Origin of the sequence: Methylobacterium mesophilicum (assembly GCF_036441335.1) — a bacterium.
Classification (GTDB): domain Bacteria; phylum Pseudomonadota; class Alphaproteobacteria; order Rhizobiales; family Beijerinckiaceae; genus Methylobacterium; species Methylobacterium mesophilicum_B.
Genome location: NZ_MLBW01000034.1, coordinates 457,996 through 483,146 on the forward strand (window position 1 = coordinate 457,996; position 25,151 = coordinate 483,146).

The following is a 25,151-nucleotide window of genomic DNA, read 5'->3' on the forward strand; positions in this document are numbered from 1 at the left end:
AGAGTCAGTTCATGATTTCAGAAAACAACCTTGGCGTCGCTGGCGTGCCCCCTGCCCTGCCGCCGATCATCGGGGACGCGGCGCCGAGCTTCCGCGCACGAACGACAATGGGCACGCGCGCCCTCTCGTCGTATCGCGGCCGCTGGCTCGTGTTCTTCTCGCATCCGGCCGACTTCACCCCGGTCTGCACCAGCGAGTTTGTGGCGTTCGCGCGGGCCCATGAGGCGTTCCAGGCCCTGGATTGCGATCTCCTGGCGCTCTCCGTCGACAGCCTGTCGTCGCATTTGGCGTGGCAGCAGAGCATCGAGCAGCGCTTCGGCGTCCGGGTGCCGTTCCCCATCGTGGAGGATCCGGCGATGGGGATCGCGCAGGCCTACGGCATGCTGCCCCAAGGTGCGACGTCGAGCGCCACGGTGCGCACCACCTTCGTCATCGATCCCGACAGCATCGTGCGGGCCCTCATCACCTACCCGCTGACGGTGGGAAGGAGCGTCGCCGAGATCCTGCGGCTGGTGAAGGCCCTTCAGGCCTCCGACGCGGCCAACGTCTCGACCCCGGAGGGCTGGCAACCCGGCGAGCCGGTGCTGATGAACCCGCCGCTGACGAGCGACGAGGTCGGCGCCTGCGGCCCCGACTGGTACTATCGTCTGGAGAGCGTCTGATGGCGCCAGGCACGGACGAGGCCCGGGCGACCGCAGCGGCCGACCTGCTCAAGCTGGTCGCCAACCCGAACCGTCTGCGCATCCTCTACCTGCTGACGGATGGCGAATGGTCGGTCTCGGAGATCGAGCAGCGCCTCGGCATCCGGCAACCGACCCTGTCGCAGCAGCTCGGCGAATTGCGCACCGCCGACGTCGTCGCCACCCGGCGTGAGCACAAGGTGGTCTTCTACAGCCTGACCGACCCGCGCGTGCGCGCGCTCCTCGGGGCAATCGAGGACATTCTGGTACTCGACCACCCGCAACGGCGGCTTCCGCCACGAAAATCCGATGCGCGAGCAAGAGCGCTCGGCCAGGCAGCCCAATTCGGAAAGATCGGAGACGAGCCGTGACCGCATTCCTCGCGCCGCTCGCGGGCGGCGCACTGATCGGCGCCTCGGCGGCGCTGCTGCTTCTGGCCAACGGTCGCATCGCCGGGATCAGCGGCATCCTCGGCGGTCTGCTCGACGGTCTCCTCGGTCCGGCGGCCCGCGACAGGTCCTGGCGCGCGGCCTTCCTCGCCGGGCTTCTCGCCGGCCCCGCCCTGTACAGGTTGGCGGCGGGCCAATGGCCAGATGTCCGCGCGGATGCGTCGTGGCCGATGCTGATCGCCGCCGGTCTTCTCGTCGGCTTCGGGACGCGCCTGGGCTCGGGCTGCACCAGCGGTCACGGGGTCTGCGGCTTGGCCCGGCTCTCCCCGCGCTCCTTCGCGGCGGTCGGGACCTTCATGGCAGCGGCCATCGTCACCGTCTTCCTCGTCCGGCACGGGGTGACGCGATGACCGCCCCTCGCCTCCTCGCAGCCCTCGCAAGCGGTCTTCTCTTCGGTCTCGGTCTCGCATTGTCGGGGATGATGAACCCGGCGAAGGTCCTGGGCTTCCTCGACGTCGCGGGCGTCTGGGATCCGAGCCTCGCCTTTGTGCTGGCCGGGGCCGTCGGGGTCTCGGCGCTCGGCTACGCGGTCAAGGCTCGCATGGCGCAGCCGGCGTTCGCGCCCCGCTTCGAGGTGCCTACGAACCGCCGTCCTGATGCGCGACTCGTTGCTGGGAGCGCGCTCTTCGGTATGGGCTGGGGGCTCGCCGGATTTTGTCCCGGACCTGCCCTGGCCGGGCTCGCGCTCGGCCTGCCGCCGGTCGTCGTGTTCGTGGGCGCGATGCTGGTCGGCATGGCACTGCACAGGTTGGTCGTCGCGCGAACGCCGGCTCTCCCCGCCGCCGGCCGGTGACGCCACCGTTATCGCTCGACAACAGGGGCCGGTCCTCTCGCGGCCCCTTCCCTGCGTGCCGTGCCTCGAGCGTCACTCGATCTCGCGGTCGAGTCGAGTTCGCAGGTCCTGCGCTTCTGCAGCCATTCTTCGATGATGGCTCGCCGGTCATCCGTCGGGAGACCGATACGGATCTTGAGCAATCGCGCGGCTGCCGTCGCTCTCGATCCCGGCTCGTCCCGTGCGGGTCTCATCCCCGTACCGCCCACCGTCGCTCGCCGCGGTGGCGCGGCCTCAGGCCACGGATCGATCGGCCGCATGAGGCTTGGCCATCCACTCGCGGCCCTTCAGCATGGCCTTCCAGTAGATCGGAGGCAGCATCCGCTCCTTGAGAAGCCACGCCATATGGCTCGGCTTCGTGCCGTCGATCAGCCAGTTGGGGAAGCTCGGCATCAGCTTGCCGCCATAGCCGAACTCCGCGAGCAGGATCTTGCCCCGTTCCACCGTCAACGGGCACGAGCCGTAGCCGTCATAGGCGGCTTCGACCCCGCGAAGGTGTCCCATCTCCACGAGCAGATTGTGGGCGACCACCGGCGCCTGTTTGCGGGCCGCGGCGGCGGTCTTGGCGTTCGGCGTGTTGCACGCATCGCCGAGTGCGTAGATCGCGGGGTAGCGTCTGTGGCGCAGGCTCGCGGGATCGACTTCGATCCAGCCCCCGGCATCGGCGAGCGGCGAGACACGGACGAAATCGGGCGCCTGCTGTGGCGGGACGACGTGGATCATGTCGAAGTCGGTCTCGACCGTCTCGCCACCTCCGTCCTCGGTCTTGCGCGAGAACCATGCGCGCCGGGCAGGTCCGTCGATTCGAGTCAGCGTGTGATCGAAGTTCAAGCGCGCGCCGTAGCGCTTCACATAGGCCATGAGCGGCGGAACGTACTCCTTCACGCCGAACAGAACCGAGCCGGCATTGTAGAACTCGATCGCCATGCTCCCGAGCCGGCCCGCGCGCAGCCAATGGTCGGCGGAGAGATACATCGCCTTCTGCGGCGCTCCCGCGCACTTGATCGGCATGGGCGGCTGCGTGAACACGGCACGACCGGAGCGTAGATTCTGCACGAGTTCCCAGGTGTAGGGCGCGAGATCGTATCGGTAGTTTGAGGTGACGCCGTTCTGCCCGAGGGTCTCGGCGAGCCCCTCGATCCCGGCCCAGTCGAGCTTCAGACCCGGCGCGACGACCAGGCGGTCATAGCGGACCACGCGAGAGTCCCCCAGGAGCACCGACTTGCTTTCCGGCTCAAAGGCCGTCACCGCCGACTTGATCCAGCGCACGCCGTCCGGGATCAGCGACGCCATGGTCCTGGCCGTATCTGAAGGCGCGAAGATGCCGCCCCCGACCATGGTCCAGCCGGGCTGGTAGTAGTGGATGTCGGCGGGATCGATCAGGGCGACGTCGAGGTCCGGCTTGCGAGCCTTGAGGCTTGCCGCGACGGCGATGCCGCCGGCTCCGCTCCCGACGATGACGACGCTGTGGAACAAGGCGCCCGAATCCGTCGGGATGCGCCGCCCTGCCCCGATGCGCCGGACGACGGCAGAGAGGTCAAATCCTGCCGCGTTCGTTGCGGCGAGGATCTCCGGTAAAGGGCGTCCGCGCGCACCTTCGCTCAAGGCCCACAGCGTCGCCGAGCGGGTTCCGGTACGGCAATAGGCGAGGACCGGCTTCGGCAGCGCCGCCAGCATCCGACCGAATGCGGCCGCATCCGCGTCCGTGACCTTGCCGGACGCGACGGGCAGGTAGCGGGCCTCGAGCCCCGCCTCGCGGGCCGCGGTGTCGATCTCCGAGAAGCTTGGCTGGCCGCCGCCCTCGCCGTCGGGGCGATTGCAGATCACGGCTCGAAAGCCGGCCTGCGCGGCCTCTGCGAGGTCTTCGGTGGTCACCTGCTTCGCGATCGACAGGTCCTGAGCGAGACGATGGGCGCGCATGGTCGTTCTCGTCATTCCACATTTATGTATATCTTGACTCGAGTCTCAGAGAACCACATCTTGACTTGCTGCACAACGGATCGCATCGTAAAATCGAATTCGAGCGCCGTCGATATCTTAATCTATAAAATGACGTGAGGCGCTCGGTCCGCTTCCGGCAATCCGCAGCCGGAAGCTGCGGAGCTCGGAGAACCAGCGGCCATGCATGCACTTCCGGCTCTCCTGTCAGGCTCAGGGGTCGGCTTCACGCTCGGCCTGATCGGCGGCGGCGGCTCGATCCTGGCGACCCCGCTTCTGCTCTACGTGGTCGGCATGACGCAGCCTCACCTGGCGATCGGAACGAGCGCGCTCGCGGTGGCGGCCAATGCGTTCCTGACGCTGATCGGCCATGCCAAGGCGGGGAATGTGCGCTGGCGATGCGCCACGATTTTCGCCCTTGTCGGGATCGTCGGCGCACTGGCCGGATCGTCCCTCGGGAAGGCCGTGGACGGACAGCGCCTGCTGTTCCTGTTCGCGTTGCTGATGATCGTCGTCGGCATCCACATGCTCCGAGGCCGAAAGGGCGTGGACGGTGCTGTCGAGCCGGCCGGCTGCGGTCCGGTGCCGAGCGCGAAGGTCGTGGCGGTCGCGTTCGCAGTCGGCATGCTGTCGGGATTCTTCGGGATCGGTGGCGGCTTCCTGATCGTGCCTGGACTCGTCTTCGCCACTGGAATGCCGCTCATCTCGGCCGTCGGCACCTCGCTGCTCGCCGTTGGCGCCTTCGGCCTCGCTACAGCCCTGAACTACGCCGTGTCCGGCATGGTCGACTGGATCGTGGCAGCGCAGTTCATCGCCGGCGGCCTCGTCGGCGGATTTTTCGGAATGAAGCTTGCCAATCGGCTTGCGGACTTCAGGGGAGCACTCAACGCGGTGTTCGCCACCGTGATCTTCGTCGTCGCCGGGTACGTGATCTATCGCAATGCCGGCACCATTTCAGGTATTCCGTAATATTTCGAGCGACGGGAATTTGTTTTCCAAAGAAAATCACCCGATGCATGCGATGGCGTGCATTCCAATCCCCAGCCTGCAACGAGACCGAGAGCCTGCCATGTCAGCTTCGATGCCATCGCGCCCAGCCGTGCGCGCCTTCTACGAGGATCGGACCGGCAGCGTCCAATACGTTGTCTCATGCCCGGCGACCGGTAAATGCGCCATCATCGATCCGGTGCTCGACTACGACGAGAAGTCGGGTGCCACGGCGACGCGTTGCGCCGATGAGATCCTCGCCTATGTCCGCGATCGGGGGCTCGCGGTAGACTGGATACTGGACACCCATCCGCATGCCGATCACTTTTCGGCGGCCCACTATCTCAAGATGCGGACTGGAGCGCCGACTGCCATCGGCGAGCGCGTCGTGGATGTTCAGCGTCTCTGGAAGGAGATCTACGGCTTTACCGCAATGCCGGCCGACGGGTCGCAATGGGACCGTCTGTTCGCGAGTGGCGATACGTTCTCGATCGGCGAGGTCCCGGCTCGAGTCGTGTTCTCGCCGGGGCACACCCTCGCGTCGATAACCTATCTGATCGGCGACGCGGCATTCGTTCACGACACCTTGTTCATGCCGGATTCGGGCACGGCGCGCGCGGATTTTCCGGGCGGTGACGCGAGGGCGCTCTGGCATTCGATCCAGGCGATCCTCGCGTTGCCGGATGAAACGCGCGTCTTCACCGGCCACGATTATGGACAGGGCGGCCGCGCACCGCTCTGGGAGAGCACCGTAGGCGAGCAGAAGGCGCACAACACCCATATGGTGGCCGCTGCGGACGAGGCCGCCTTCGTGCAGATCCGCCAGCGGCGCGACGCGACGCTGCCGATGCCCAAGCTCATCCTGCATGCCCTCCAGGTGAACATCCGGGGCGGCCGCCTGCCAGAACCGGAGGCGAACGGCCGGCGCTACCTTCGCATCCCGCTCGACGCGCTGGAGGGGGCGGCCTGGGACTGACGGGCCAGCGCTTCGTCACGACCCGTCGCGGACTTATGGGCGCCTCAGGGCGCGATGGACGCGCGCAGCTCGAGGGATCGGCCATTCGTCGCTCGTGCGAGGATTGACCTCGGACAGGCTCGGTGAGCTTTCAGGATCCAAGTCATCATGACGCGGCACATCATGGTCCGCATCTAGGGGGAGACTTGTCAGCAGAATGTCAGTTTTTCAATGATTATTGTTCCGAATATAAATGCATCCAAGTCTGAAATCGGCCATGAAGTTGCGTGTCGAAAATTTCTTATCTCTGAAAAATATGTATTGAGGCATATTGAGATCCGTCGATCGTGAATAATTTTTAACAAATATTTGACGTTTCTCCTGGATTTAGAGGATCAGTACATGGGGGGACGGTATGCTGCGTCGTATAACAGTCCGTGCGAAACTCTTCGCAGGATTCGGAATTTTGAGCCTCTTCGTGCTGGGCCTCGGGGCTTTCGGGGTGCGAGGAACGGCGATCATCAACTCAATGCTTGTTGAGACACAGACGAAGGATTTGCCGAAGACGCAGATTATTGGCGAAATCAATGACTGGGCTGGGCGCCTGACCATCAGTCTGTTCCGCCTCGCGTTGAACAGCAGAGACGCCGAAGCTGTGCAGAAAGCCGAGTCTGAAATCCGGAGTCGAATCTCTGAGGTCGGGCGATTGATTGATAAATACAACGCTTATGAGAAGAGTGACGACGAGGTTCGCGTATATTCCAGCTTCAAAACACATTGGACGTCGTACGTTTCTTCGATACCGGCTCTCCTCGCGATCGCGAGAGAGGGAGATATTGAGAAGACGCGCAGGATGATCGACGCGAACGTTACGACGCATCGCAAGTTGGCGCTGGACGATGCGAAGCAGCTCTACGGGTTCGCCAAAGCTTCGGCCGCCAAGGCTGCAGAGACTGCCGCCCAAACCTACGCGTGGACGCGAAATTTCGTGATCGGAGCCGCCGTCGTTGCTCTCCTCGTATCCCTCGGCCTCGGAGGGTTCATCGTCTGGAGTATCGGCAAGGACTGCGCGGGTATCATCGCGCCTATGCAGACCCTCGCCCGAGGTGACCTGACGGCCGAGATCGCAGGTCGCGGATACCCGACCGAGTTTGGTAAGATCGCGGACGCGGTCCAGGTCTTCAAAGAGGGCATGATCCGCATGCGAGCGTTGGAGGAGGAGACGGTCACGGCACGCTTAGCTGCCGAGGGGCAGCGCAAAGCCGCGATGCGCGAGATGGCAGATGCCTTCGAGCGCGCGGTCGGCGGGATCGTCGGCCTGGTCTCGTCCTCGGCCACCGAGCTCCAGGCCACCGCCCAGCAGATGACCGCCACCGCCGAGGAGACCGCCGCGCAATCGACCAGCGTGGCCGCGGCCGCGGAAGAGGCCTCGACCAACGTCAACACGGTCGCGGCCGCCGCCGAGGAACTCGGCTCGTCCGTGCAGGAGATCGGCCGGCAGGTGCAGGGCTCGGCCCATCTCGCCCAGGCCGCGGTCGGCGAGGCCGACCAGACCGCCCACCTCGTCCAGGCGCTCAGCCAGAACGCGGCGCGGATCGGCGACATGGTCGGGATGATCTCGGGCATCGCCGGCCAGACCAACCTCCTGGCGCTCAACGCCACGATCGAGGCGGCGCGGGCGGGCGCCGCGGGTCGGGGTTTCGCGGTGGTGGCGACCGAGGTGAAGGCGCTCGCCGAGCAGACCGCCAAGGCGACCGAGGAGATCGCGCGCCAGATCGGCGAGGTCCAGGGTGTCACCGATCAGGCGGTGACGGCGATCGGCGGGATCACGGGGCGGATCCGGGAGATCGACYGCGTGGCGACCTCGATCGCGGCGGCGGTCGAGCAGCAGGGCGCGGCGACCCAGGAGATCGTGCGCAACGTGGCGCAGGCCTCGGCGGGCACCAACGAGGTGACGGGCAACATCGCGGGGGTGGCGCAGGCTTCGGAAGAGACTGGGGCTGCGGCCGGGCAGGTCCTGTCGGCGGCCTCGGAGCTGTCGCGGCAATCCGAGCATCTCGGCGCCGAGGTCGCCCGCTTCCTCGCAACTGTCCGCGCCGCCTGACACGATCCTATCGACGCAGGCGGCACAGTTGCTGACCCGCCTCTCAATTGTCCGCTTCCGCCCTATCACCGCGCGGAAGCGGGTGGGCAGAAAACCACCCATCTGAGACGAGCACATGGGCGCTGCGCATCGGCCGGATCTGGCCGAACGCGGAAGGTCCTCTTACAGCGTCGAAGAGAGCAGATCCGGAAGGCTGCACCATCCGCCAGTTGCGCCGCGCAGGCTTGGAAACCAGAGGGCCGAGCGAAGCTCCGAGGGAGGATGGCGCTCGGGCGACGAAGGCCGCGCGCAGCGCCGTTCTAACTCATCCTCCGAGCCGCCCGCACAGGCGGTAGGCTCTTGCCTCAGCACTCGGGGAGGTTAACGGCGAGACCACCGGTCTAGGTTTCCTTGTGGCGGGTGCTCATATTACGGCCGGTCTGCCTCATGGCCTCGATGGAGTTGTCGAGCGGCATGATGTGCGTGCCGTCTCCCCGTAGCGCCAGCGAAGCGGCGGCGACGGCCTAGATCGCCCCGAGGCCGTTGCGCTCGATGCAGGGCACCTGCACCAGCCCCCGGATCGGGTCGCAGGTCAGGCCGAGATGGTGTTCCAGCGCGATCTCGGCCGCGTTCTCGACCTGGGCGTTCGTGCCGCCCAGCGCGGCGCACAGGCCCGCGGCGGCCATGGCGGCGGCCGATCCGACTTCGCCCTGGCAGCCGGCCTCGGCCCGGGAGAGCGACGCGTTCGTCTTGATGATCCCGCCGATGGCCGCGGCCGTCAGGAGGAAGTCGCGGATGCCCGCATGGTCGGAGCCGTGGCAATGGTCGCGGTAGTAGCGGATGAAAGCCGGGATGACGCTGGACGCGCCGTTCGTCGGGGCGGTCGCGGGCGCGCGCCCAGCCCGGTCGCGCAGCGCCTGGACGAAGTGGTGGGCCGCGAGCATCGGCCCCATCGTGTTCGAACTCGAGGGCCCGATTCCGATCCTGAAGACATCGAAGATGCTCAGGAACATAGACGCTCGCGGTCCTTGCCCGATGATGGCGGAGGCGTCCCGGTCGGATGGTCAAATCCGCCGGTCCGGTCCTTACCCCGATCCAGCCCGTCGCATCAGGGCCGCGATGCCCGCAGCGCCGTCACCGTCATCTCGACGAGCAAACTCGGCGTGGCGAGTCTCGCCTCAACCGTCGTCCGGGCCGGGGCACTTCCCTCCGGCATCCAGGCCTCCCAGACGGCGTTCATCGCGTCGAAATCGGCCATGTCGCGCAGATGGATCGTCGCGGTCAGAATATGGGTGCGCGAGGAGCCGGCCTCGCCGAGGAGGCGGTCGATCCGCGACAGGACCTCGCGGGTCTGGCCCACGATGTCGGCGATGTCCGTCCCGCCCGAGGTCTGGCCGCAGAGATAGACGAGCCCCTGGGCCTCCACGATCTTGCTCATCCGGGCGTTGGTGTGCAGCCGTGTGATGGCGGCATTCATCGCGAAGTCCTCTCTCGGTTCGTAAGGGTCAAACGGGCTCGCGGGCGAGATCCGCCATGGCGGCGAGGGGCACCGGCTTCACCGGCATGCGGACGCGCATGTAGCCGATCGCCTCCGGGTCGCGCCCCGTCTCGGCGGCCATGGTCTCGCAGACCGTGAGGCCACAGAGGCGCCCCTGGCAGGGACCCATCCCCGCACGGGAAAAGAACTTCGCTTGGTTCGGTCCCTGTGCGCCTTGCCGGGCGAGGGCGCGGATCTCGCCGGCCCGCACCTCCTCGCAGCGGCAGACGATGGTCTCATCCGCGGACGGGACGCGGCACCGGTCGGGCGGCCGGTAGAGGGCATCGAGGAAGCGCCGTCCGCGCAGGGCCTTTCGTGCCGCGCCGCGCGGGCCGGCGGCGTCCGGCGCGTCCCGGCCCAGGTCTCGCAGGACGGCGAGGGCCGCCAGCGTCCCCCGGTGCTCGGCCACCTGCGCGCCGGCGATTCCCCCCGTATCGCCCGCGACGTAGAGGCCGGGCCGGTGCGTCCGGCCGTCCGGGCCGAGTTCCGGCTCGAAGGCGAGCCGGTCCGAGTTCCAGCGATGCGGGACGCCGCAGGCCATGGCGAGGTTGACCTGAGGCACGACGCCCTGGTGCAGCAGCACCGTGCGGGTCGGCAGGACGTGCCGTCGGCCGCCGGCCCGGTAGAGGATCTCGGCGACACGCCCGTCTCCCCCGAGGGAGAGATCCTCGACGCCGCGGACGATGCGCGTCGAGGCGAGCACCTCGCGCAGGAGCCCGATCCCCTTCCAGGCATAGGCGGTGCCGAGGAAGGCTGGCAGGTGCGGCAGAGCCGCCAGCCAGTTCCGGCGGGGGGCGGTGTCGAGCAGGGCCGCGACGGGCACGCCGAGGCGGGCATACTGCGCGGCGAGGAGATAGAGGAGCGGCCCGGTGCCGACGAGGTGCAGGGGGCCCTCGGGCACGACGCCGCTCGCCTTCAGCATCGTCTGCGCGGCGCCCGCCGTCATCACGCCGGGGAGGGTCCAGCCCGGTACGGGGAAGGGCCGCTCGTGGGCGCCCGTGGCGATCAGCACGCACCGGGAGCGGACCCGGCGCCCGCGCCCGCCGATCATCAGCCCGGTCTCGAACCCGCCCTCGGGGTCGGGCTCGACGAGGAAGACCGTTGCGCCGGGTATCAGCACGGCGCCCGAATCCGAGAAGCGCCGGGCGAGGGCCGCGCCGAGCCGGTAATCGGAGCCCAGCGCCGGGCTTCCCGGGAACGGCTTCAGCACCGACCGGTAGATCTGGCCGCCCGCCGCCTGGGATTCGTCGGCGACGGTCACCGCCAGTCCGGCCCGCCGGGCGGCGATGGCGGCGGCCATGCCGGCGGGGCCGCAGCCCACGATCAGCAGATCCAGGGGGGCGTCCTGTGGGGCTGGGTCGCTCATGGCCTGTCCTCGTCGCTGAGGTGGCGGCCCTGCCCGCCCGTCACGATCACCATCCCGTCGCGGACGGTTTCCAGGCACGCCTGCCGGTTGCCGACGCCGTCGATGGCGACGAGGCACTCGAAGCACACGCCCATGCCGCAATAGGCGGCCCGGGGCGTCCCGCTCCTCAGGGTCCGGCGGAATGGACCGATGCCGGCGAGCAGGAGGGCCGTGGCGACGGTGTCGCCGGCGGCGGCGGCCACTGGCCGCCCGTCCACGACCACCCGGCAGGTCTCGGCGGCCTCATGCAGCCTGCGGAACATCGGCGAACCTTCCTGCTGCGAACGGGGCCAGATCCTCGGACCACGTCTCCGTCGCGATGCGCTGTGCGAGTACGAGGGCGTGGGCGGCGGCGAGGGTCACGCCGCTGTGGCATGTGACGAGATAGGCGGCCGGCAGGGTGCGCGACCGCTCGTAGATCGGGTGCCCGTCCGGGCTCATCACTCGCAGCGCCCCCCAGCTGCGCACCACCTGCGCCCGGGCGAGCAGGGGAAACATGCGCACAGCCTGGTCGGCGATCCCGCCGAGCACGTGACTCTGCGTGCCGTCGTCGAAGCCGACCTCTTCCTTCGAATCGCCGATCATGACGCTGCCCTCGTCGGTCTGGCGGACCGTGCCGAGGGGATGGTCGAGGAAGGGCGCCACCTTCTCGGTGACGATCACCTGCCCCCGCTGCGGCCTCACCGGCGCCCGCAGGCCGACCATCGGCGCGAGGCGGGCATTGTCGAGCCCGGCGGCGAGGACGAGCGTCCGCGCCCGGATCTCCCCGCCACCCGTCCGGACGGCGACGCCGCGCGGATGGCGGGCGATGTCCTGCACGGGAGTGTTCGGCCGGTACCGGATCCCCTGCGTCTGCGCCGCACGGTGGAGCGCTCCGAAGAGCCGGAGCACGTTCACGTGGCCGTCGGCCGGGCAGTAGATCCCCCCGGCCACCTCCGGCCCGATCGCCGGAAGCCGGTCGCCGAGGGCCGACCGGTCGAGCACCTCGAAGGTTGCCGGCGCGGCGAGCTGGTTGTGGAGCCGCGTCATGCGCCCGGCACGGTCCTCCAGGTCGGCCGCACTGAGGCTCAGGCTGAACCCTCCCCGGCGGGAATAGCCGAGGTCGATGCCCGTCTCCCGGCTCAACCCGGCGGCGAGGCCGCCCCAGAGATCCGCCGACCGCAGGGTCCAGTCCGCGTAGGCCGGCATCGCGAGGCCCTTCCCCTGCACCCAGATGAGGGCGAAGTTCCCCCGGGATGCCCGGTGCGCGACGTCGCCCTCGTCCAGGACTGTGACGCCGCGGCCCTGGCGGGCCAGCCCGTAGGCCAGCGCCATCCCGACCAAGCCGCCGCCCACCACGACGACGTCGTGCGAGTCGGGGCCGTCCTGCATCAGCGGGTTCATGCGCGGGTCTCGCCGACGAACAGGCGCTCAAGACCGTAGAATTTATGTACGACGATCATGAAGAGCACCGTCAGCACGATCATCAAGGTCGAGACCGCGCAGATCAGCGGGTCGATGGAATCCTGGATGTAGTTGAACATCATCACCGGCAGGGTCGTCGTCGAGGGTGAGGCGATGAACACCGTCATCGTCACCTCGTCGAAGCTCTGGATGAACGACAGGGCGAAGCCGCTGGCGATGCCGGGGAGTATGAGCGGCAGCATCACCCGCCGCACCACCGTCGCCCGGGACGCGCCCAGGGAGAGGGCGGCATCCTCGATCCGCCGATCCATGCCGTTGGCGCCGGCCAGCACCATCCGCAGGGCGAAGGGAAAGATGACGACGACGTGGCTGACGATCAGCCCGAGCAGGGTCCCCGACAGGCCGACGCTCGAGAAGAACCTCAGGAAGGCGATCCCGAGCACCACGTGCGGGATCATCAGCGGCGCCAGGAACAGGGCGCTCAGCGCGTCCCGCCCGGGGAAGCGATGGCGGGCGATGGCGAGCGCCGCCGGCGTGGCGAAGACGACCGCCGTCACCGAGGAGGCCGCCGCGATCAGCAGGCTGGTGCGGAAGGCCGAGAGGAATTCCGGGTACTCCACGAGCCGCCGGAACCAGCGCAGGGAGACGCCGTGGGTCGGCAGGGCGAGGTAGCCCTCCGGCGTGAAGGCGACGACGCAGACCACCAGCATGGGCGCCACGAGGAATGCCATGAACAGCGCGTGGAAGAGGAGGGCGAGGGGGCCGTTCTTCATGCGAACACCTGCTGGTAGCGTCGCTCGACGAACCGGTTCCAGCCGACCACGATGGCGACGATCCCGACGAGGAGAAGCACCGCGACGGCGGCGCCGAGGGGCCAGTTGAGGGTGTTCAGGAACTCGTCGTAGGCGAGCGTCGCCGCGACCTTGAGGCGGCGCCCGCCGATGATCGCCGGCGTGGCGAAGGCGCTGGCCGACAGTGAGAACACCACGATGCTGCCGGAGAGGATTCCGGGCACGGCCTGCGGCAGCACGATTCGGCGCAGGATCGTCAGCTTGGCGGCGCCGAGCGATTCGGCTGCCCGCTCGCTCGCCGTATCCATCCGCGAGAGCGAGGCCCAGACCGACAGGACCATGAACGGCACGAGGACGTGGACGAGGCCGATCACCACCCCGGTCTCGGTGAACATCAGCGAGACCGGCCCGGCGCTGAGATGCGTCGCCTGGAGGGCCTGCGAGAGCAGCCCGTTGCCGTTGAGCAGGATCGCCCAGCCGAGCGTCCGTGCCACGACCGAGACCAGCAACGGGCCGATGACCACCAGGACGAAGATCGAGCGCCAGGGCTCGCGCATCCGCTTCAGGATATACGCTTCCGGAACCCCCAGGAGGACGCTGATCGCCGTGACGGTGAGCGAGATCCGCAGGGTTCGCAGGAAGATCTCGGCGAAATAGGCGTCGCCGAGGACCTCGGCGTAGTTCTGGAAGTCGCGCGTGGCGACGATGCCTCGCGCCGAATCGAAGGCGTTGAACGACAGCAGCACGGTCATCGCGAGGGGCACCGCGAGAACCCCGAGGAAGAGCAGCGCGGCGGGGCCGACGGCGGCGTAGGGCGAGGGAGATCTCGACGCGCTCATGCCGCCCTCTCCTGATCGCGCAGCTGGGCATGGGCCCCCTCGAAGCCGAGCACCACGAGGTCACCCTCGGCGGGGACGGGGCTGCCATCGTTCTGGCGGATCACCACTGCGCGGCCGGCGGCGGTCTCGATCTCGAACAGCCAGTGCCCGCCCTGGAAGACCCGGGCCTTGACGGTGCCGGGCAGTCCCGGAGCGCTTGGTCCAGCGAAGTGGATCTTCTCGGGACGGACCGTCAGCTCCGTCGGCCCGGACACCGCCCGTCCGACGGGGACGAGGTGGCCCGCGATCTCGATCGCCGAACCGCGACCGGTCCCCCGGAAGACGTTGGTGGTGCCGAGGAAGGAGGCGACGAAGGGCGTCGCCGGGCGCTCGTACACGTCGAGGGGGGCGCCGACCTGCTCGATCCGACCGGCGTTCATCACCACGATCCTGTCGGAGAGGGCCAGCGCCTCCTGCTGGTCGTGGGTTACGAGGATCGTGGTGGTCCCCAGCGTGCGCTGGATCTGGCGCAGCTCGATCTGCATCTCCTCGCGCATCTTGGCGTCGAGGTTCGAGAGCGGCTCGTCGAGGAGCAGGATGGAGGGCCGGATCACCAGGGCCCGCGCCAGCGCGACGCGCTGCTGCTGCCCCCCCGACATCTGCCGGGGGAACCGCTCGCCCTTGTCCGCGAGGCCGACGAGGGCGAGCGCCTCTGCGACCCGCCGGCGTACCTCCCCCCGGGCGACGCCGCGCATCTCGAGACCGAAGGCCACGTTCTGGGCCGCGCTCATGTGCGGAAACAGGGCGTAGCTCTGGAACACGATCCCGAGGCCCCGCCGATTGGGGGCGAGCTTGAGCAGGTCGGCGCCATCCAGCGTCACCGTTCCGCCGCTGGGCTCGAGGAAGCCCGCGATCATCTGCAGCGTCGTGGTCTTGCCGCAGCCCGAGGGCCCGAGCAGCGAGATGAACTCGCCCTTCTCGACGGCGATATCGAGGGATTGCAGGACCTGCACGGTGCCATAGGATTTTCGCAGGCCACTCAAGACAAGATACGACATGCATCCTCCCGCCCGCGATGGTGCGGGTCTGATGGGGCATAGGGGGATGCGGCGCGCTGCCGAGCCGCCCCCGTCATCCGTCGCGGGGCGCGCGGCCTAGCGCTCGATTTCCCGTGTCCAGCGCTTGTTCCAGGCGTCCCGGACGGGGTTGATCACCTGCCAGTCGGCGGCCACGAGCTTGGCGGCCTTGTCGCCGACCGGCATCATCCCGGGGCGCTGGATCACGGCGTCCTTGTTCACCGGGGCGGTGCCGCCCGCATCGGCCAGGATCGACTGCACCTCCGGCGACAGCATCATCTTCATGAAGGCCTCGGCCTTGGGCGAAGGGGCCTTCTTCGCCACCGTGCAGATGGCGGTCATCACCACAGGCGCGCCTTCCTTCGGGTAGGCGAAGTCGACCGGGAAGCCGGTCTCGGCAAAAGCCTGCACCCGCGAGGAGCCCCAGACCGCCAGGATCGCCTGTCCCGTCTGGAACAGTTCTGTAATCTTGGCCGGCGACGGCTCGAACGCCAGGATGTTGGGCGCCACGTCCTTCATCGCGGCGAAGCCCGGATCGATCTTGGCCTCGCTGCCGCCATTCATCCGCGCCAGCATCACCACCGTCAGCAGGCCGTAGCCGTTGTTGAGCGGGGGCATGACGATCTTGCCCTTGTACTTGGGATCCTTCAGGTCGTTCCAAGACGTCGGCGGCGCCCAGCCGTTCTCCTTGAAGACCTTGGTGTTGTACATCAGCCCCGTAGCGATGATGCCCAGGCCCGACGCCTTGTCGCCGAAGATGTTGGCGACCGGCTGCAGCTTGCTCCGATCGATGTCCGGGGTGGAAGCGCAGAGCCCGAGCGACACGGCCCGGCTCATCGGGCCGTCGTCGATCAGGGCGACATCGTATTCCTGGTTGTCGCGCTGGGCGAGGAGCCTGGCCAGGGTGTCGGTCGAATTTCCGCCGACATAGGTGACCTTGACGCCGTTCTCCTTCTCGAACTTCGGAAGGATCTTCTCGCGGATCGCCGTCTCCGTCGAGCCGCCATAGCCGGCGACGACGAGGGATTCCTGCGCCTGGAGCGGGCCTGGGAGCGAGAGAAGGGCGAGGGCGAGCCCCGCCGTGATGCGCAACCGCCTGCTCATGACCTGCATCCCCCGACCTCGATGAGTGCCGACTGTCCCGCAGCCCGTCGATCAGCGCAAATTCATAATTGACGCTCTTGCATGCGCAAATATTATCGAACGATGCGCATGCAGGCCCGCCAGATCGAAGCGTTCCGCGCCGTGATGCTGACAGGCGGCATGACGGCTGCCGCCGAAACCCTGCACATCACTCAGCCCGCGGTCAGTCGCTTGATCAAGGATCTCGAGGCGACGCTGGACCTCGTCCTGTTCCATCGGCGCGGCAATCAAATCACCCCGACGGCTGAGGCGGTCGAACTCTTTTCAGAAGTCGAGCGCACCTATCTCGGCCTCGAATCCATTGAGAAACGGGCCAACGACCTGCGCAATCTCGAGAGAGGGTCGTTGCGGATCGCCGCGCATCCCGCGATGGCGCTCGGATTTCTGCCCCATTACATTGCCGCCTTCGTACGGCAGCACCCGGATTTGTCGATCCTGCTCGACGGAATTCCCTCCCATCTGGTGCTGGAGCGTGTGGCCGGCGGACAGTTCGACCTGGGCTTCGCGGCGCATCCGGTGGAGAGGCCGTCCCTCAGCCTCACCCCGATCCCGGCTTCGGCTGTCGTGATCCTGCGGCGCGACCATCGTCTGGCCGATCGAGACCGGATCTCCGCCGACGATCTCGTCAACGAGCGAATCATCCTTCTCGGGAAGGGCAGCCTTTTCCGGCACAAGGTCGAGAGCGCGTTGGGTCCAGCGGCCAGCTACCAGAGGATCGAGACTCCCCTCTCGGCGATCGCGTGCTCGTTCGTGCTCGAAGGACTTGGCCTGACGATCACGGACCCTTTCTCGGCGATCAATCTTCTGGCCAACGGAATCGTCGCCCGGCCCTTCGTGCCGCCGATCGATGTCGGGGTGACCCTGGTCGTACCCAACCACCGCGAGCCGTCGCGGCTGGCCAATGCGTTCATTGACGGCCTCGCGCACGGTATCGAGAGCTACCTCACGACGGTCGTCGGCGCTTCTCCGCGGCCGTAACGCGTCGGAATCTGGTCTGCGAAAGCATCCGACATCGCCGACGTCCGTTCAGTTGCCGCTGAAGAGGGCGGCGGTTCGAACTATGGACTGATCACGTCCGCTCTCGGCGACGGACGTTTCCGATGATTCTCGACCGCGAGGGGCACCGAGCAGCCTGTCTGTTTCCCGGATAACGGCTGCTGTCAGCCGATATAGGCTGGCCCCGAACGGGGCGGTCGACTCAGGGCGGCGTCTCGGTCGATCCAACCTGAGTCCGCAGCCGATCTCGTCATTCGGTCCGAGATCAGAGCCGATGTTGAGGAAGGGGTGTCAGAGTCCGAGGCTTCGTCCGACTCGGATGGGATTCCGAGTGGTTTCGGGGAGCGGCGGGGAACACCGCGTCCGATCAGGTCTCGAAGAAGAGCAGCCGGGTCAGGGTTTTGACTGGAGCGGGCGATCGGGATCGAACCGACGACATTCAGCTTGGGAAGCTGACGTTCTACCACTGAACTACGCCCGCCGACATGGCCGGCACGAACTGGCGCGGAACTCGAACTCCGAGTGGCGCCGTCCGCCCATGTACGGTCGTGGTTTAGCAGTTCGACGACGACGGCGTCAAACGCCAAGCGCACCTTCGCGCCGCGGCAAGCGGGGTCCGACGTGTGGATGACCGGCGCGCCGTCCGGGCGGGATCGTCGGAACGCCGCGGCGCGCGGACCGTTTCGCTCGGCGGCGCGCGCAACGCGCCGGACCGAGACCCTGCTGGCATCATGTGTGGAATCTGCGGCGAGATCTGCTTCGACCGGCCGGCTGACCCCGCCGCCGTCGACGCGATGATGGGGTGCCTGCGGCCGCGCGGCCCCGACGCCGCGGGGCTCTTCGGTTCCGGCCGGGTCGTCTTCGGCCATCGCAGGCTGAAGATCATCGACCTGTCCGAGGCCGGCCAGCAGCCCATGGTCGATCCGGCCCTCGGACTCGCGATCGTGTTCAACGGCTGCATCTACAATTTCAGCGCCCTGCGCGCTGAGCTCGCGGAGATGGGCTACGGCTTCTTCTCGACGAGCGACACCGAGGTGGTGCTCAAGGCCTATCACGCCTGGGGACATGCCTGCGTCGAGCGCTTCGCCGGCATGTTCGCCTTCGCCATCCTGGAGCGGGATTCCGGGCGGGTCGTGCTGGCGCGCGACAGGCTCGGCGTGAAGCCGCTCTACTACAGCGAGACGAAGGGCCGGTTCCGCTTCGCCTCGTCGCTTCCGGCCCTGCTCGCCGCCGGAGACGTCGATACCGCGATCGATCCCGTCGCGCTCCACCACTACATGAGCTGGCACGCGGGCGTCCCGGCTCCGCTCACCATCCTCAAGGGCGTCCGCAAGCTGGCACCGGCCACGATCCTGACGATCGAGCCGGACGGGACTCAGCACAGGTCAACCTACTGGACGCTGGCGATCGGCCCGCGCGAGGCCGATCGCGGCCGGACCGAGGCGGATTGGCGCGAAGCCGTCCTCGAGGCCCTCGGCACAGCCGTCGAGCGCCGGCAGGTCGCCGACGTCCCGACGGGGGTACTGCTCTCGGGCGGCCTGGACAGCTCGCTGCTCGTGGCCCTGCTGGCGCGCGGCGGACAGCGCGGCCTGAAGACCTTCTCGGTGGGCTTCGACGCGGTGAACGGCGTCGAGGGCGACGAGTTCAAGTACTCGGACATCATCGCCGAAACCTTCGCCACCGATCACACGAAGCTGGCCGTCGATGGCTCACGGACGCTGGAGGCGCTGCCCGCGGCCATCGCGGCGATGTCGGAACCGCAGATGAGCCACGACGCCGTGGCCTTCCTCCTGCTGTCCCAGGAGGTCGCCAAGCACGTGACGGTGATCCAGAGCGGGCAGGGCGCCGATGAGGTGTTCGGCGGCTATCACTGGTACCCGAAGCTGATGGGCTCGACCGATCCGGTCGCCGATTACGCGAAGGCGTATTTCGACCGCGACCACGCCGAGATGCGGGAAGCCCTGATGCCCGACATGCTGGGCGGCGATCACAGCACCGACTACATCGCGGACTTCTTCGCGAGATCGCTGAGCGACAGCGCCATCGACAAGACCCTGCAGCTCGATCAGGAAGTCATGATGGTCGACGACCCGGTCAAGCGGGTCGACAACATGACGATGGCCTGCGGCCTCGAGGCGCGGGTGCCGTTCCTCGACCACGAACTCGTCGAGCTGGCGGCCCGCATCCCGGCGGAGCTCAAGGTCCGGGACGGCGGCAAGTACATCCTGAAGGAGGCCGCGCGGGCGGTCGTCCCGGCCGAGGTGATCGACCGCAAGAAGGGGTACTTCCCGGTTCCGGCGCTGAAGCACATCCGCGGCCCGTTCCTCGACTACGTCCGCGATATCCTCGACCGGCCCGAGGCGCGCGCGCGCGGCATCTTCAACCGCGCCTACGTCGATCACCTGCTCGCCGATCCCGACGGCACGCTGACGCCCAAGGGCAACTCGAAGCTCTGGCAGGTGGCCCTCCTGGAGAGCTGGCTCCAGACGCACGGCGTCTGAGACGGGTCGCGGCACGCCTTTCGCGACGGATCGTGATCGACTGCGCGCTCAAGGTGCCGCGCTTTGTCCACGATCGTCCCGGATCAGCCGGTCGACAGACACCCGGAGAAGCCCGTCGATGTGCCGCTGGATCGCCTATGCGGGACGCACCATCCCGCTGGAGCACTACGTCACCGAGCCGTCCCACAGCCTCGTCTCGCAGAGCATCGCGGCACTCGAATCGACCGCGGCGACGAACGGCGACGGGTTCGGGCTCGGCTGGTACGGCGATCATCCGGAGCCCGGCCGCTACCGCGAGGTCCAGCCCGCCTGGTCGGACGACAATCTGCGCTACCTGTGCCGGCACCTGCACTCGCACCTGTTCTTCGCCCACGTGCGCGCCGCGACCGGGACGCCGATTACCCGTCCGAACTGTCATCCCTTCGCCTGCGGCCCGTGGCTGTTCATGCACAACGGCTATATCGGCGACTGGAGCCGTCTGCGGCGGCCGGTCGAGGCGCTGATCCCCGACGAGCTCTACCCGTCCCGAGCGGGCACCACCGATTCCGAGGCGATCTTCCTGGGGTTGCTGGGCTGCGGCCTGATGGGACCGGGCCCGCGCAGCACTCCGGTCGAGGCGACGGCGCGCGCGCTCGCGCGGCTCACGGACCTCGCCGGCCCGCACCCGTTCCGCTTCACGGCGGCGCTGGCGGACGGCCGCGATCTCTACGCGTTCCGGTACGCCGCGAACGACAAGGCCAACTCGCTCTATTACCGCGCCTCGGAGGGCGGCGTGGTCGTCGCCTCGGAGCCGCTCGACCGGGATCACGGCACCTGGACGACGGTCGCCGAGAACAGCGTGCTCGTCGCGCGGCGCGACGCGCCGGTGGAGATCCTGTCGCTCGCGCAGTTCGGCCTGGCCGCGCCGCCGGTCGACGATTCGGTTCGCCGGCTGCGCGCCTGAGCGACGCCCTTCAGGCGACGCGGGAGAGGCTGCCGCTCTGGGAGCCCTGCGCGCTGCGGGCGGAATCGTAGGCGCGGTTGCGCAGCGCGGTCTCGCTCGGGAGCTGGTCGATCACGTTCCCGGACGACGGATCGACCACCTGGAACACGATCGAGCTGGTGTCCGGGTCCTGGATGTACCGCGCCTTGCCGCCGTTCGTGCCGATGTCGAGCTTCACCGCCGGCTCGAGCGGCTTGGCAGGGGTCTCGGGCTCGGGCGCCTGCTGGGTCACGGCGGCGGCGGCCGTCGCTCCGAGCGCGTCGAGGCCCTGCGGCCCCGGCGTCGTGGATGTCAGCGTTCGGATCTCCATCGCCGGTCTCCTGCGATCCTGTGATCGAAGGATTGAGGCGCGGGCCTGCCTAATCGTTCCTTAATGGCGACCGCCGGTCCACCGGATGATGCGGCGGCATCGGAGATGCGATGAACATCGCGTTACCGGGGCGACACAAATCCGTGCTGAATTTTCTCCTGGATCGACCCGGCGCCCAGCCGGTTCGTCTTCCCGCGACGGGGACGCGGCCCGCCCCGCGCAGCGTGGAGCACGCGATGCACAGGATCTCGGCGATGCTCGTCCTGGCGACGAGTCCGGCGCTCGCCGCGCCGGCCGCGGCTGGCGATCCGGGTACGCGCGCGCCGTTCATCCGCGAGCACCGCTGCGCCGTCGCGGAGCGGCTCGACGCCATCCACAGGCGCGGGCCGGTCGACGTCTCGCGCGACCGCTTCATCGTCGTCGCGCCGCACGGACAGGCGCGGCGCTACGTCCAGTGCATCTTCCAGGATCGGGATTCGCGCATGTTGTGCGAGGCCGCGTCGGGCACCTACGGACCACCCGGCCGAAGGCGCCTGCGGCTGGATGCGACGGCCCGGCAGGCGCTGGCGGCGCTCGGATACGTCCAGGCGGACCCGGCGGAGAATTTCGCGCGCCTCGTGGAGCTGGGAACGCCGCCCGACATGGGCATCGCCGCGGATCTGATGCTGGCGGCGCTGCACGATGCCTACGGCGCCCGCCCGGGCGACATTCTCGATATCGAGGCCCCGCGCGGCGGAACGCCGGGGCGGGGCTGCGGCGCGCCCGAATCCTGAGCGGACCGGGCGCGCCGCCGTCTCACTCGGCGGCGTCGACGTAGAGCTTGCCGCCCTCGGCCAGGAACTCCTGCGACTTCGCCCGCATGCCGGCCTCGGCCTCGGCCTTGGACATCGCGGGCGCCGCGCCCACGACCTCGCCGGCCTCCTCCATCGCCAGCACCTCGGCGCGCAGGTCCTGCGTGATCTTCATCGAGCAGAATTTCGGCCCGCACATCGAGCAGAAATGTGCGACCTTGTGGGCGTCCTTCGGCAGGGTCTCGTCGTGGAAGCGCCGGGCCGTATCCGGATCGAGGCCCAGGTTGAACTGGTCCTCCCAGCGGAAGTCGAACCGGGCGCGGCTGAGCGCGTCGTCCCGGAGCTGCGCGGCGGGATGCCCCTTGGCGAGGTCGGCGGCGTGGGCGGCGATCTTGTAGGTGATGACGCCGGTCTTCACGTCGTCCCGGTCCGGCAGGCCGAGATGCTCCTTCGGCGTGACGTAGCAGAGCATCGCGGTGCCGAACCAGCCGATCATGGCGGCGCCGATGCCCGAGGTGATGTGGTCGTAGCCGGGGGCGATGTCGGTGGTCAGCGGGCCGAGGGTGTAGAACGGCGCCTCGCCGCACTCCTTCAGCTGCTTCTCCATGTTGACCTTGATCTTGTGCATCGGCACGTGGCCGGGGCCCTCGATCATCACCTGGCAGCCCTTGTCCCAGGCGACCTTGGTCAATTCGCCCAGCGTCTCCAGCTCGCCGAACTGGGCGGCGTCGTTGGCGTCGGCGATCGAGCCCGGGCGCAGGCCGTCGCCCAGGGAGAACGACACGTCGTAGGCCCGCATGATGTCGCAGATCTCGTCGAACCGCTCGTAGAGGAACGATTCCCGGTGCCCGGCGAGGCACCAGCGGGCCATGATCGAGCCGCCGCGCGAGACGATGCCGGTGACGCGCCGCGCGGTCAGCGGCACGTGGGCGAGGCGCACGCCGGCATGGATGGTGAAGTAGTCGATGCCCTGCTCAGCCTGCTCGATCAGGGTGTCCTTGAAGACCTCCCAGTCGAGCTTGAGCGGGTCGCCGCCGACCTTCTCCAGCGCCTGGTAGATCGGCACCGTGCCGATCGGGACCGGGCTGTTGCGGATGATCCACGAGCGGATGTTGTGGATGTTGCGGCCGGTGGACAGGTCCATGACCGTGTCGGCGCCCCAGCGGATCGACCAGACGAGCTTCTCGACCTCGTCGGCGGCCGAGGAGGTCACGGCCGAGTTGCCGATGTTGGCGTTGATCTTGACCAGGAAGTTCCGGCCGATCGCCATCGGCTCCAGCTCGGTGTGGTTGATGTTGGCCGGGATGATCGCCCGGCCGCGGGCGATCTCGTCGCGCACGAATTCCGGGGTGATGAAGGGCGGGACCGAGGCCCCGAAGCTCTGGCCGTCGGCGAGCGCGGCCTCGGCGCCCGCGAGCATCGCCTCGCGGCAGACGTTCTCGCGGTGGGCGACGTAGATCATCTCCTCGGTGATGATCCCCGCGCGGGCGAACTCGTACTGGGTCACCATCTGGCCCGGGGCCGCCTTGCGGATAGTCCGCTCGGCGGGGCAGGGGGCCACGAGCTTGTCGCCCGCGAAGCCGTTATCCTCGGGCTTCACCGCGCGCGGCGCGACGGCCGCGTAGCCGCGGGCCGCGACCCAGGGCTCGCGCACGCCGGGGAGGCCGGCATTGAGATCGATGCGGGCATCGGTCTCGGTGTAGGGGCCCGACGGATCGTAGACCCGCACCGGCTCCTCCTTCGGATCGGAGAGGACGATCTCGCGGTAGGGGACGCGGATGTCCGGCCGCCCGGCCGGGTTCGCGTAGGCCTTGCGCGATCCGGTCACCGGACCCGTGGTCACGGTCTCGGGGCTGCCTTTCACGTCCTTCGGGAGAACGGGTGCGTTCATCGTGGGCCTCTCCTCGTGCTGGAGCGGTCCGGTCCACGCGATGGCCGAGATGAGATGAGATCGCGCGAGTGGCGACCGCAGGTTCCCGTCCCTCCGCCGGTATGAGCCGGATCAGGTTCAAGGGTCAGGGCAGCGTGCCCAATCTCAGCCCTCTGCAGGGCCCCCCTCGGAACGGTTCCAGACTCGGGCCCGCGGACGGCTTTGTCAATGCTGCCCGGCCGCCCTAGAGAACACATCCCGGAAACCGTTCGTCCGAACGCACACGTTCTCCTGCCCCGCGCATGCGCCTCATCGCCGGCCTCCTGCTCGCCGCGCTCCTCCTCTGCGGTCTGGCCTGCGCCGCGCTCGCGCTCGGGCAGCGCCGTTTCCTCTATCCGGGCGCCTTCGGCCCGCAGAACCCGTGGACGATCCCGTCGGGCCTCGCGACCATCACGGTCGCGACCCCCGACGGCGAGACCCTGCACGGGCTGTGGCGGCCGCCGCGGCCGGGCTGTGGTGTCGTCGTGAGCTTCCACGGCAACGGGTCCCGCCCCGAGCCGCACGCGGCCCGCTTCGCCGCGGAGCCCTGGCGGGCCCGCGGCTGGGGCGTGCTCACCGTGGCCTATCGCGGCTATCCCGGATCCACCGGCAGCCCCAGCGAGGACGGGCTGATCCGCGACGGGCTGGCGGCCGCCGAGGCCGCGCGGGCGCGGGCGCCCGGCGCGCCGATCCTGCTGCACGGCCATTCCCTCGGGGCCGCCGTGGCCGTCGCGGTCGCCGAACGGGTTCCGGCGATCGGACTGTACCTGGAGGCGCCCTTCGACTCGATGACCCACACCGTGCGGCTGCATGTCCCGCTAGCCCCGATCTGGCTCCTGCGCGACACGTACCGCTCGGACCTGCGCATCCGCGACGGGACCGCGCCGGTGCTGATCGTGCAGGGTTCCGACGATCCGGTGGTGCCGGCCGAGCTGGCGCGGAACCTCGCCGCGGCGGCCGGCCCGCGGGCCCGGATCGACGTGATCCCGGGGGACCACGTCTCCATCCTGGGGAGCCGGGATCGCGAGGCCGAGGCGCTGTTCGGGCCGCGCGTCGGTGCGGCCTGTCCGCAGCCGATGGACCAGGAGGGGTAGGAGAGGGAGGCTCGCGTGGTCGGACGGCGCTCGCAGCGCTGGAGCGCCGAGGATCCGGACGCGCCGGGCGTCCCGGGCCCGCCGGACCCGGTCTGCCCTCTCTGCGAGCGCCCGATCCCGCGCCGCGCCCGCTCCAGCCTCCATCACCTCACGCCGAAGCTGAAGGGCGGGACCCACCGCGGCACGGTCCGGCTGCACCAGATCTGCCACTCGGCGATCCACGCCCGCTACAGCGAGGCGGAGATCGCCAAGCGCCTCGCCGACGTCGAGGCCCTGCGTGCCGATCCGGAGATCGCGCGCTTCCTCGTCTGGGTCCGCGGCAAGCCCGACGACTTCCACGCCGCCACGCGCATGACCCGCGACCGGAAGTCGGCGCGCCGCAGGATCTGACACCTGCCCGGCCGGCGTTTACCGGGCGTTCGTCACATCCGCAGGTGGCCGCCGCCCCGTTCCTTGCCGTCAACCCGAAC

24 protein-coding genes, 1 tRNA gene, 1 pseudogene and 1 riboswitch are annotated in these 25,151 nt (G+C 68.6%); of the genes and pseudogenes, 13 read left to right on the forward strand and 13 right to left on the reverse strand.

Annotated features, from left to right (window positions below; all coding sequences use genetic code 11):
• Positions 1–11 precede the first annotated feature (11 nt).
• Genes MMR14E_RS22835 through MMR14E_RS22850 form a run of 4 tightly spaced genes read left to right on the forward strand, consistent with a single transcriptional unit; the run spans position 12 to position 1,922 of the window.
• A complete protein-coding gene (locus tag MMR14E_RS22835; RefSeq protein WP_331318622.1) occupies positions 12–662 on the forward strand; it encodes a peroxiredoxin in 651 nt (216 codons plus the stop codon).
• The gene (locus MMR14E_RS22840) at positions 662–1,051 is read left to right on the forward strand and encodes an ArsR/SmtB family transcription factor (RefSeq protein WP_419539400.1); all 390 of its coding nucleotides are present in this window, start codon (positions 662–664) and stop codon (positions 1,049–1,051) included. Before MMR14E_RS22835 ends, MMR14E_RS22840 begins: the two co-directional genes overlap by 1 nt.
• The gene (locus tag MMR14E_RS22845) at positions 1,048–1,479 is read left to right on the forward strand and encodes a YeeE/YedE family protein (RefSeq protein ID WP_331317448.1); all 432 of its coding nucleotides are present in this window, start codon (positions 1,048–1,050) and stop codon (positions 1,477–1,479) included. Before MMR14E_RS22840 ends, MMR14E_RS22845 begins: the two co-directional genes overlap by 4 nt.
• Positions 1,476–1,922 (forward strand): YeeE/YedE family protein, encoded by a 447-nt coding sequence (locus tag MMR14E_RS22850; protein WP_331317450.1) that lies wholly within the window; start codon positions 1,476–1,478, stop codon positions 1,920–1,922. The genes MMR14E_RS22845 and MMR14E_RS22850 overlap by 4 nt, the downstream gene beginning before the upstream one ends.
• A 273-nt stretch (positions 1,923–2,195) precedes the next feature.
• Here MMR14E_RS22850 and MMR14E_RS22855 read toward each other — a convergent pair whose 3' ends face one another.
• Positions 2,196–3,881 (reverse strand): TIGR01244 family sulfur transferase, encoded by a 1,686-nt coding sequence (locus MMR14E_RS22855; RefSeq protein ID WP_331317451.1) that lies wholly within the window; start codon positions 3,879–3,881, stop codon positions 2,196–2,198.
• Positions 3,882–4,082: 201 nt separating this feature from the next.
• Between MMR14E_RS22855 and MMR14E_RS22860 the strand changes: the two genes are divergently transcribed.
• The 3 genes from MMR14E_RS22860 (at position 4,083) to MMR14E_RS22870 (ending at position 7,945) form a co-directional block, all read left to right on the forward strand.
• Positions 4,083–4,868, forward strand: coding sequence for a sulfite exporter TauE/SafE family protein (locus tag MMR14E_RS22860; RefSeq protein ID WP_331317453.1), 786 nt, complete (start codon positions 4,083–4,085; stop codon positions 4,866–4,868).
• A gap of 100 nt (positions 4,869–4,968) precedes the next feature.
• Complete coding sequence (locus tag MMR14E_RS22865; RefSeq protein ID WP_331317454.1) at positions 4,969–5,862, forward strand: MBL fold metallo-hydrolase; 894 nt, start codon at positions 4,969–4,971, stop codon at positions 5,860–5,862.
• A gap of 394 nt (positions 5,863–6,256) precedes the next feature.
• Positions 6,257–7,945 carry a methyl-accepting chemotaxis protein gene (locus tag MMR14E_RS22870; protein ID WP_331317456.1) on the forward strand — a complete coding sequence of 563 codons (1,689 nt, stop codon included), beginning with the start codon at positions 6,257–6,259 and terminating at the stop codon, positions 7,943–7,945.
• 380 nt (positions 7,946–8,325) lie between these two features.
• Here MMR14E_RS22870 and MMR14E_RS22875 read toward each other — a convergent pair.
• From MMR14E_RS22875 to MMR14E_RS22915, 9 genes and pseudogenes are all read right to left on the reverse strand, one after another.
• Positions 8,326–8,886: pseudogene (locus MMR14E_RS22875) on the reverse strand (L-serine ammonia-lyase, iron-sulfur-dependent, subunit alpha); the annotation flags it as partial.
• A gap of 146 nt (positions 8,887–9,032) precedes the next feature.
• Positions 9,033–9,401, reverse strand: a complete 369-nt coding sequence (locus MMR14E_RS22880) for a RidA family protein (RefSeq protein WP_331317458.1) — start codon at positions 9,399–9,401, stop codon at positions 9,033–9,035.
• Positions 9,402–9,429: 28 nt separating this feature from the next.
• The gene (locus tag MMR14E_RS22885) at positions 9,430–10,827 is read right to left on the reverse strand and encodes an NAD(P)/FAD-dependent oxidoreductase (RefSeq protein ID WP_331317459.1); all 1,398 of its coding nucleotides are present in this window, start codon (positions 10,825–10,827) and stop codon (positions 9,430–9,432) included.
• Positions 10,824–11,129, reverse strand: coding sequence for a (2Fe-2S)-binding protein (locus tag MMR14E_RS22890; protein ID WP_331317461.1), 306 nt, complete (start codon positions 11,127–11,129; stop codon positions 10,824–10,826). The genes MMR14E_RS22885 and MMR14E_RS22890 overlap by 4 nt, the downstream gene beginning before the upstream one ends.
• On the reverse strand, positions 11,110–12,249 hold the full coding sequence (locus MMR14E_RS22895) for an FAD-dependent oxidoreductase (protein ID WP_331317463.1): 1,140 nt from the start codon (positions 12,247–12,249) through the stop codon (positions 11,110–11,112). The genes MMR14E_RS22890 and MMR14E_RS22895 overlap by 20 nt, the downstream gene beginning before the upstream one ends.
• Positions 12,246–13,043: an ABC transporter permease gene (locus MMR14E_RS22900; RefSeq protein ID WP_331317465.1), complete on the reverse strand. Its 798-nt coding sequence runs from the start codon at positions 13,041–13,043 to the stop codon at positions 12,246–12,248. The genes MMR14E_RS22895 and MMR14E_RS22900 overlap by 4 nt, the downstream gene beginning before the upstream one ends.
• Positions 13,040–13,900, reverse strand: a complete 861-nt coding sequence (locus MMR14E_RS22905) for an ABC transporter permease (protein ID WP_331317466.1) — start codon at positions 13,898–13,900, stop codon at positions 13,040–13,042. The genes MMR14E_RS22900 and MMR14E_RS22905 overlap by 4 nt, the downstream gene beginning before the upstream one ends.
• Positions 13,897–14,937 carry an ABC transporter ATP-binding protein gene (locus MMR14E_RS22910; RefSeq protein WP_331317468.1) on the reverse strand — a complete coding sequence of 347 codons (1,041 nt, stop codon included), beginning with the start codon at positions 14,935–14,937 and terminating at the stop codon, positions 13,897–13,899. Before MMR14E_RS22910 ends, MMR14E_RS22905 begins: the two co-directional genes overlap by 4 nt.
• A gap of 96 nt (positions 14,938–15,033) precedes the next feature.
• On the reverse strand, positions 15,034–16,059 hold the full coding sequence (locus MMR14E_RS22915; protein ID WP_331317470.1) for an ABC transporter substrate-binding protein: 1,026 nt from the start codon (positions 16,057–16,059) through the stop codon (positions 15,034–15,036).
• 108 nt (positions 16,060–16,167) lie between these two features.
• Between MMR14E_RS22915 and MMR14E_RS22920 the strand changes: the two genes are divergently transcribed.
• Positions 16,168–17,076 (forward strand): LysR family transcriptional regulator, encoded by a 909-nt coding sequence (locus MMR14E_RS22920; protein ID WP_331317472.1) that lies wholly within the window; start codon positions 16,168–16,170, stop codon positions 17,074–17,076.
• A 424-nt stretch (positions 17,077–17,500) separates the two neighbouring features.
• On the opposite strand, the gene MMR14E_RS22925 is transcribed toward MMR14E_RS22920, so the two are convergent.
• Positions 17,501–17,575 (reverse strand) — tRNA-Gly (locus tag MMR14E_RS22925).
• Between the two features lie 250 nt (positions 17,576–17,825).
• Here MMR14E_RS22925 and MMR14E_RS22930 point away from each other — a divergent pair.
• Both MMR14E_RS22930 and MMR14E_RS22935 read left to right on the forward strand, forming a co-directional pair.
• Positions 17,826–19,595, forward strand: coding sequence for an N-acetylglutaminylglutamine amidotransferase (locus MMR14E_RS22930; RefSeq protein WP_331317474.1), 1,770 nt, complete (start codon positions 17,826–17,828; stop codon positions 19,593–19,595).
• A gap of 118 nt (positions 19,596–19,713) precedes the next feature.
• The gene (locus MMR14E_RS22935) at positions 19,714–20,538 is read left to right on the forward strand and encodes a class II glutamine amidotransferase (RefSeq protein ID WP_331317475.1); all 825 of its coding nucleotides are present in this window, start codon (positions 19,714–19,716) and stop codon (positions 20,536–20,538) included.
• A 10-nt stretch (positions 20,539–20,548) separates the two neighbouring features.
• On the opposite strand, the gene MMR14E_RS22940 is transcribed toward MMR14E_RS22935, so the two are convergent.
• The gene (locus MMR14E_RS22940) at positions 20,549–20,887 is read right to left on the reverse strand and encodes a hypothetical protein (protein ID WP_331317477.1); all 339 of its coding nucleotides are present in this window, start codon (positions 20,885–20,887) and stop codon (positions 20,549–20,551) included.
• A 236-nt stretch (positions 20,888–21,123) separates the two neighbouring features.
• On the opposite strand from MMR14E_RS22940, the gene MMR14E_RS22945 reads away from it, so the two are divergent.
• Complete coding sequence (locus MMR14E_RS22945; protein WP_331317479.1) at positions 21,124–21,660, forward strand: TY-Chap domain-containing protein; 537 nt, start codon at positions 21,124–21,126, stop codon at positions 21,658–21,660.
• A 22-nt stretch (positions 21,661–21,682) separates the two neighbouring features.
• Here the strand turns inward: MMR14E_RS22945 and thiC are convergent, their stop codons facing one another.
• Complete coding sequence (gene thiC / locus MMR14E_RS22950) at positions 21,683–23,569, reverse strand: phosphomethylpyrimidine synthase ThiC (RefSeq protein WP_091680898.1); 1,887 nt, start codon at positions 23,567–23,569, stop codon at positions 21,683–21,685.
• Between the two features lie 71 nt (positions 23,570–23,640).
• Positions 23,641–23,746: riboswitch (TPP riboswitch) on the reverse strand.
• Between the two features lie 104 nt (positions 23,747–23,850).
• On the opposite strand from thiC, the gene MMR14E_RS22955 reads away from it, so the two are divergent.
• Entirely contained in the window at positions 23,851–24,681 is an 831-nt protein-coding gene (locus MMR14E_RS22955; protein WP_331317481.1) for an alpha/beta hydrolase, read from the forward strand.
• A 15-nt stretch (positions 24,682–24,696) separates the two neighbouring features.
• On the forward strand, positions 24,697–25,071 hold the full coding sequence (locus MMR14E_RS22960) for a restriction endonuclease (RefSeq protein WP_331317482.1): 375 nt from the start codon (positions 24,697–24,699) through the stop codon (positions 25,069–25,071).
• Positions 25,072–25,151: the final 80 nt, after the last annotated feature.

What these genes read in the sequence shown, in the direction of transcription:
- MMR14E_RS22890 (WP_331317461.1), bottom strand. Translation starts at nt 11,129, where the DNA reads ATGTTCCGCAGGCTGCATGAGGCCGCCGAGACCTGCCGGGTGGTCGTG.
- MMR14E_RS22900 (WP_331317465.1), bottom strand. Translation starts at nt 13,043, where the DNA reads ATGAAGAACGGCCCCCTCGCCCTCCTCTTCCACGCGCTGTTCATGGCA.
- MMR14E_RS22935 (WP_331317475.1), top strand. Translation starts at nt 19,714, where the DNA reads ATGTGCCGCTGGATCGCCTATGCGGGACGCACCATCCCGCTGGAGCAC.
- MMR14E_RS22835 (WP_331318622.1), top strand. Translation starts at nt 12, where the DNA reads ATGATTTCAGAAAACAACCTTGGCGTCGCTGGCGTGCCCCCTGCCCTG.
- MMR14E_RS22910 (WP_331317468.1), bottom strand. Translation starts at nt 14,937, where the DNA reads ATGTCGTATCTTGTCTTGAGTGGCCTGCGAAAATCCTATGGCACCGTG.
- MMR14E_RS22930 (WP_331317474.1), top strand. Translation starts at nt 17,826, where the DNA reads ATGTGTGGAATCTGCGGCGAGATCTGCTTCGACCGGCCGGCTGACCCC.
- MMR14E_RS22850 (WP_331317450.1), top strand. Translation starts at nt 1,476, where the DNA reads ATGACCGCCCCTCGCCTCCTCGCAGCCCTCGCAAGCGGTCTTCTCTTC.
- MMR14E_RS22885 (WP_331317459.1), bottom strand. Translation starts at nt 10,827, where the DNA reads ATGAGCGACCCAGCCCCACAGGACGCCCCCCTGGATCTGCTGATCGTG.
- MMR14E_RS22895 (WP_331317463.1), bottom strand. Translation starts at nt 12,249, where the DNA reads ATGAACCCGCTGATGCAGGACGGCCCCGACTCGCACGACGTCGTCGTG.
- MMR14E_RS22855 (WP_331317451.1), bottom strand. Translation starts at nt 3,881, where the DNA reads ATGCGCGCCCATCGTCTCGCTCAGGACCTGTCGATCGCGAAGCAGGTG.
- thiC (WP_091680898.1), bottom strand. Translation starts at nt 23,569, where the DNA reads ATGAACGCACCCGTTCTCCCGAAGGACGTGAAAGGCAGCCCCGAGACC.
- MMR14E_RS22905 (WP_331317466.1), bottom strand. Translation starts at nt 13,900, where the DNA reads ATGAGCGCGTCGAGATCTCCCTCGCCCTACGCCGCCGTCGGCCCCGCC.
- MMR14E_RS22865 (WP_331317454.1), top strand. Translation starts at nt 4,969, where the DNA reads ATGTCAGCTTCGATGCCATCGCGCCCAGCCGTGCGCGCCTTCTACGAG.
- MMR14E_RS22915 (WP_331317470.1), bottom strand. Translation starts at nt 16,059, where the DNA reads ATGAGCAGGCGGTTGCGCATCACGGCGGGGCTCGCCCTCGCCCTTCTC.
- MMR14E_RS22860 (WP_331317453.1), top strand. Translation starts at nt 4,083, where the DNA reads ATGCATGCACTTCCGGCTCTCCTGTCAGGCTCAGGGGTCGGCTTCACG.
- MMR14E_RS22940 (WP_331317477.1), bottom strand. Translation starts at nt 20,887, where the DNA reads ATGGAGATCCGAACGCTGACATCCACGACGCCGGGGCCGCAGGGCCTC.
- MMR14E_RS22840 (WP_419539400.1), top strand. Translation starts at nt 662, where the DNA reads ATGGCGCCAGGCACGGACGAGGCCCGGGCGACCGCAGCGGCCGACCTG.
- MMR14E_RS22955 (WP_331317481.1), top strand. Translation starts at nt 23,851, where the DNA reads ATGCGCCTCATCGCCGGCCTCCTGCTCGCCGCGCTCCTCCTCTGCGGT.
- MMR14E_RS22880 (WP_331317458.1), bottom strand. Translation starts at nt 9,401, where the DNA reads ATGAATGCCGCCATCACACGGCTGCACACCAACGCCCGGATGAGCAAG.
- MMR14E_RS22945 (WP_331317479.1), top strand. Translation starts at nt 21,124, where the DNA reads ATGCACAGGATCTCGGCGATGCTCGTCCTGGCGACGAGTCCGGCGCTC.
- MMR14E_RS22920 (WP_331317472.1), top strand. Translation starts at nt 16,168, where the DNA reads ATGCAGGCCCGCCAGATCGAAGCGTTCCGCGCCGTGATGCTGACAGGC.